Source organism: bacterium (assembly GCA_040755755.1).
In the GTDB taxonomy this organism is placed as follows: domain Bacteria; phylum SZUA-182; class SZUA-182; order DTGQ01; family DTGQ01; genus DTGQ01.
Genome location: JBFLZW010000062.1, coordinates 1 through 6,286, shown reverse-complemented (window position 1 = coordinate 6,286; position 6,286 = coordinate 1). Strand labels below are relative to the sequence as shown.

The window sequence follows — 6,286 nt, the reverse complement described above, 5'->3', positions numbered from 1 at the left end:
CTGCCACAGTCAGCTATATCGAAACCCACGGGACAGGAACCAGTCTGGGTGATCCGATCGAGATCAACGGCTTGAAGAAAGCCTTCGAGGAGCTGTATAGAAAGCGGGGCAAAACCCCACCCCCAAAGCCCCACTGCGGCCTTGGTTCGGTGAAGACCAATATCGGCCACCTGGAGACAGCGGCAGGCATAGCCGGAGTTATCAAGGTAATCCTGGCCATGCGGCATAAGACGCTTCCGGCCACGGTCCACTTCGAGGAGCTCAATCCCTACATTCAGCTTGAGGGCAGCCCTTTTTACATAGTCAAAGAAACCAGACCCTGGGAGCCGCTCAAGGGCGATGATGGCTGGATTATTCCAAGGAGGGCAGGAGTAAGCTCCTTTGGCTTTGGGGGTGCCAATGCCCACATCGTGCTTGAGGAGTATGAAGAGCCAGGCCAGGAGCATAAAGAGCCAGGGCTGCAACTCAGCCAGCCAGCACAGGACCAGCAGAGAGCTGACCTGATGAACCAGCCAGCACATGATGGTCAACAGAATGAGCAGATCGTTGTGCTCTCGGCAAGGAGTAAAGAAAGGCTCAGGGCATATGCACAGCAGATGGTGGAATTCCTCGGAAGAGCCACTGATACGGTCAGCCTCACTGATCTTGCCTACACCCTGCAGGTTGGCCGGGAGGCGATGGAGGAGCGGCTGGCGGTGGTGGTATCGGGCATACGGGAATTGAGAGAGAAGTTAGTCCAATACTGCCAGGGAGAGGAGGAGATAGAAAACATATATAAAGGGCATGGGGCAAATAACCCTCAAGCTGATCTGCTTTTCACAGGGAGGGCAGGAGAAGAGTTTATCAGAATCGTTATTCAGGATCGGAATCTCGATCAGTTAGCGCGCCTTTGGACATTAGGGATAAAGATAGACTGGAGGTTACTCTATCCAACTCAAACTACAAACCGCTTCCCTCGTCGTCTCCCTCTTCCAACCTATCCCTTTGCCAGGCAGCGGTATTGGATATCGAAAACCTCTCAGGTACCTGTCGAGGATAAAAGGAGTATTCATCCTATTCATCCTCTGGTTGATAAGATTGTTCCTCACTTAAGTCTTGAGCGGGGACTCGTCTTCCAGAAAACCTTCCGGCCTGCTGATTTAATTGTCAGAGACCACAGAATAAAAGGTCAATCAATACTGCCAGGGGTCGGATATCTGGAAATGGCCCGCGCATCTGCCTCATACATCAAAGGCAGCCATGCCTGTATCTTATCCCAGTGCACCTGGCTATCCCCTCTGGTGGTCCAGGGCAATGATAATGGTAATGATAATGATAATGGGAATGCAATGGATGTGCAGATTATCATAAGGCAAACAGGTGATCTGGTAAATAATCATTTCACCTATGAGATTCAAAGCAGCCAGGGAACCAGTGCTACCACTCATGCCAAAGGGGAATTCCGGATGGGCCAGGTGGATCAGATGGACCAATTGGACCAGGTGGATCAGTGGTTATCCCTTGAAGAGGTTAAGGCAAGATGCACGTACCAGATAGATAAAGAAACCCTCTATGCCGGATTTAAGGAGACAGGCATTGCCTATGGTCCCTATTTTCAGGGGGTAGAGCGGATATGGGTAAACAGCGAGGAGGTTTTGGGAGCCTTGAGCCTGCCTTCTGAATACCAGGATGAGCTACGGCTTTACACCCTGCACCCTACCTTGATGGATGGGGCCCTTCAAACCATAGCCGGATTTTGGGCGGCTTCCCGAAGTAAAGGCAGACAGCTTATGATGCCCTTCGCTGTGGAGGAGGTAGAGATTTTGCATCCTCTTAAATCACAGGCATATGCTTATGTCAAGGCGGCAGGTGATCATACAGGTAGTAATAGCCAAGATATTAACCCGGGTGATTGCCAAGGCAATCACCTGGGCAATCGCCGGTTTCATATAGCTATCCTCGATGAGGCAGGGCTCGTCTGCATAAAGCTTCATGGTGTAGCTTTACGGGAGGTAAAAGACCAGCTTCAGCAGTTTTTTTACCGCCCCCGGTGGGTGCCGGATCCCTCACCTTCACTTTCGACTGAAGAAATACCCGCAGATGAAGGAATGCCGGACGAATCGACAATACTTATCATTTACCCGCCACAAGGCTTGAGTCTGGCCAAAGCTCTGGCCAGAGCCCATACAAAGGATAAGGTGGTTGAAATCGAACTGGGGTCTGAGTCTGAGGCAAGGCAGCCTTCACCTGCCGCTGCTGACTGCGATTTTGACAACTGCCTTCACCAGTTGAAAAATGTGCATACCCTGTATTTCCTCGGAGGTATCCAAACTCAGGAACCGGGCATTGATAATCTTGAGGCTTTAGAGAGAAGCCAGGAGCAGGGAGTGTTAGCCTTTTTCAGGCTGATCAAGTCATTGGAGAAGCATGATCTTACCAGACACCCTCTCAGGATAAAGGTAATTACCAGCGATGTCTGTCAAGTTGGATCAGAAGAGGTTATACAACCCGCCGGGGCCAGTTTACAGGGTCTGGTCAAGTCAATGGCCAAGGAATATCCTGCGCTGGAAATAAGCTGTATCGATATCAGCCTGAGAGAGATAGAAATAGAGACAGGAACAGAGACAGAAGCTGGAGCATCCACGAGGAGGCCGGAAAACACGAGGAGGCTGGAAAATATCGTCGCTGCAATCCTGAAAGAGCCTGCCAATAAAAGGGGTGAGGTAGTGGCCATCCGGAAAGTAAGGCGATATATACAGATCATAGAACCCGTTTTTCTTTCTCCGGAAAATCATATCCCCTTTAAGCATCAAGGGGTTTACCTGATCTTGGGCGGAGCGGGAGGAATCGGGCTTGAATTCAGCAGGTATCTTGCTGAAGCGGTGCAGGCACGCCTCGTTTTATTAGGACGACGTGAGCTGAATGAGACCCAAAAGGAAAAAATTGCCCACATTGAATCAAAGGGTGGCCAGATACTCTATATACAGGCAGATGCCACAGACCTTGAAAGCATGAGAGCGGCCATCGAGAGGGCAAAATCCCGATTTGGCCATATCAACGGGGTAATCCACTCAGCTCTGGTGCTCAAGGATCAAAAGTTAAAGACCATGGATGAAGAAACGTTAAGGGCCGCTTTGGAACCCAAAGTTAAAGGAAGCGTAATCCTGCACACCGTAACCCAGGAAGAACCACTTGATTTTATGCTGTTTTTCTCCTCTGTCCAGTCATTCATCGGCAATGCGGGTCAGAGTAACTATGCGGCAGCCTGCGCTTTTAAAGACGCCTTCGCCCTTCGCCTCAGGCAGATAAAACCCTATCCGGTGAAGATTATTAACTGGGGCTATTGGGGGAGTGTGGGGGTCGTATCGGGTGAAGGATATAACCAGCGGCTGAAAACCCTGGGTATTCAATCCATTGAACCTGAAGAGGGGATGGAGGCAATACAGAGGGTCCTGGGGCACCGCCTTGATCAAATTATTGCGGTAAAAGCGGAGGACCATATCCTCAAGGGGCTGGGAATCGATCTTTCCCATCAATTGGAGCTTTACCCTGAACATATCCCTTCGCTTATTGATACCATGGAAGATCAAACCGAATTCGTAACCGAGTTCTTATCAGAAGAGGCAATTGCCGGGATATGAATAAACAAAGCCTGCTTCAGTTTCAAAAAGCCTTCAATCAGCTCGAGAGATTTGGTCAATTGGCGCTGCTTGATGCCTTCCAGAGGATGGGGGTGTTTCAAAGCGGCACTGATGATGAGCACTATCAGAAAGAGCAACTGCGGGACCAGCTTGGGATAATACCTGCCTATTATCGGTTATTTGAAGTTCTTCTGGATATTCTGGCCAAAGCTGAATTCATCAGGATTCATGGGCAGGATATAACGAGTACCCGGAAAATAGAAAAAGTACCACCAGCGGATGTCAAAGCAGATCTGCACGGCGGGCAACCACCGACGGGGCTCAAGGAGAAAATGCAGCATCTGGCAGCGGAATTCCCTGAGATCGAAGGTCATATCAAACTCCTGTGGACCTGCCTGCAAGCTTACCCCGAAGTGCTGACCGGGCAAAAAGATCATATGGAGGTGATGTTTCCCAACAGCTCCCTGTCACTTGTTGAAAGTATTTACCAAGGTAATCCTATAGCTGATTACTATAACAGCCTTGTGGCCCGCCTGGTAAGACACTATATTCAGCAGCGGCTTCGACAGGACCCGCAGGCCAAAGTCCAGATTATCGAGCTGGGAGCAGGAACAGGCGGGACCAGCACGTTTGTTGTAAAGGCAATCAGGGAATATTGCCAGAATCTTCGCTACTTTTTCACGGATGTCTCGCTGGGATTTATCCAGTATGGGAGAAGGGAGTACGGGGCCCATTATCCCTTTATGGAGTTTAAAACCCTGGATATTGAAAAAGATCCTCAAGTACAGGGCTTTGAGCCCGGCAGGGCGGATCTGGTCCTGGCCAGTAATGTTATTCATGCCACCAGGCGAATTAAAAATACCTTAGTCCAGGTCAAAAAGCTTTTGAAAACCAATGGACTGTTGATCATTAACGAAGTTACTCAGGTCCAGAATTTTGCCACTTTGACTTTTGGCTTAACCAGCGGGTGGTGGCTGTTTGAAGACGCGGAGAATCGCCTCAAAGGCTCACCGTTACTTGGCCCGGCCGGATGGAAAGAAATCCTGGAATTGCACGGCATCCATAAAGCCAAAATCTTTGGCCTTCCGGATATGCCAGCGGAAAAATCAGGACAGAATGTGATCATCGGTGAGAGTGATGGATGTGCCCTTATCGAAAAAACACAGAGCAGAAATGAAAAAACGCCAAGCCGGGAAAAGGCCATTCAAGGAGAGGACCTCCTCCGGCGAGAGCGTGTTCCGGAAGAGCATATTCAGGAGCATGCTCCTGAAGAATCTGCTTCTGCCGGAAATTTACAAGAAAAAACAGTTAATTACGTAAAAGAAGTATTTTCCAGGGTGCTGAAGACATCAAAGAGTGAAATTGACAGTCAGATGACCTTCGAGAAGTATGGAGTGGATTCGTTAGTGGCCATGGAAATCAATAATGAATTCGAGAAGGACTTTGGAAAACTTCCCGCCACTTTGCTCTTTGAAAATATGTCGGTAAATGCCCTGGCAGAATACTTCATCAAGCACCACCAAAAGACTCTCGAGATGAAACTGGGGATGGAAAAGACCTGGAAAACGGCAAATATTCGAAAAGTGGATGACGGAGCCGCTCTTTTTAAAAAGGACATTCCCCTGGACAAACCAGCTTCACAAAAATCTGATCAGCAGGACTCTGATCAGATTCAAGCAGCGGAAGAAAAAGCATCTCAGGAACAGGCTGCCACCGCAAGGTATTTCGAGTATCAGGACCATAATCATGACATTGCCATCATAGGGATCAGCGGGAGATATCCCGGAGCAGAGACTCTCGATGAATTTTGGGAGAATTTAAAAAGCGGACGAAACTGCATCAGCGAAATACCGCAGGATCGCTGGGATTGGCAGGAATATTACGACCCGGATCCCACCAGGGAGGGAAAGTGTTATAGCAAATGGGGCGGATTCATCAAGGATGTGGATAAGTTTGATTCCTTATTTTTCTCCATATCACCCAGAGAAGCAGAGGTGATGGATCCCCAGGAGCGCCTTTTCCTGGAGACCGTATGGGCAACCCTGGAAGATGCGGGCTACACCAGAAAAGATCTCGACAAAATCCATTACCGGGTAGGTGTCTTTGTCGGGGTCATGAATGGCGATTACGGCTGGTTCAGTGCCGGGGCATGGGCACAAGGGCAGATGACAGGGGGTGGCACATCATATTGGTCGAGCGCGAACAGGGTCTCGTATTTCTTCAATTTTCAAGGTCCGAGTTTAGCCATAGATACTGCCTGCTCATCATCGCTTACGGCCATTCACCTGGCCTGTGAGAGCATCCGAAGGGGGGAGTGTGAGGCAGCCATTGCCGGGGGAGTCAATCTCATTCTCCATCCTGCACACTTCATGCAATTATGCAGGGTAAACATGCTGGCCAGGGATGAGAAGTGCAAAAGCTTTGGCGAGGGAGCGGATGGATTTGTGGATGGAGAGGGGGTGGGAGCAGTCCTGCTCAAACCCCTCGATAAGGCCATTGCCGATCAGGACCATATTTATGCCATCATCAAAGGCTCTTACATCAACTCAGGGGGAAAGACCAGCGGCTATACGGTGCCCAATCCCAATGCCCAGGCAGAGCTGATCGTGCAGGCCATCGAAAGAGCAGGGGTGCACCCCAGGACCATCAGTTATCTGGAAGCTCAC

2 protein-coding genes are annotated in these 6,286 nt (G+C 49.7%); both read left to right on the top strand.

Annotated elements, in window-relative coordinates; genetic code table 11:
- Positions 1-3,620: SDR family NAD(P)-dependent oxidoreductase (locus tag AB1611_18395; protein MEW6381554.1), on the top strand; the 3,620-nt coding region annotated here is incomplete at its 5' end.
- Positions 3,617-6,286: beta-ketoacyl synthase N-terminal-like domain-containing protein (locus AB1611_18390; protein ID MEW6381553.1), on the top strand; the 2,670-nt coding region annotated here is incomplete at its 3' end. The genes AB1611_18395 and AB1611_18390, both read left to right, overlap by 4 nt.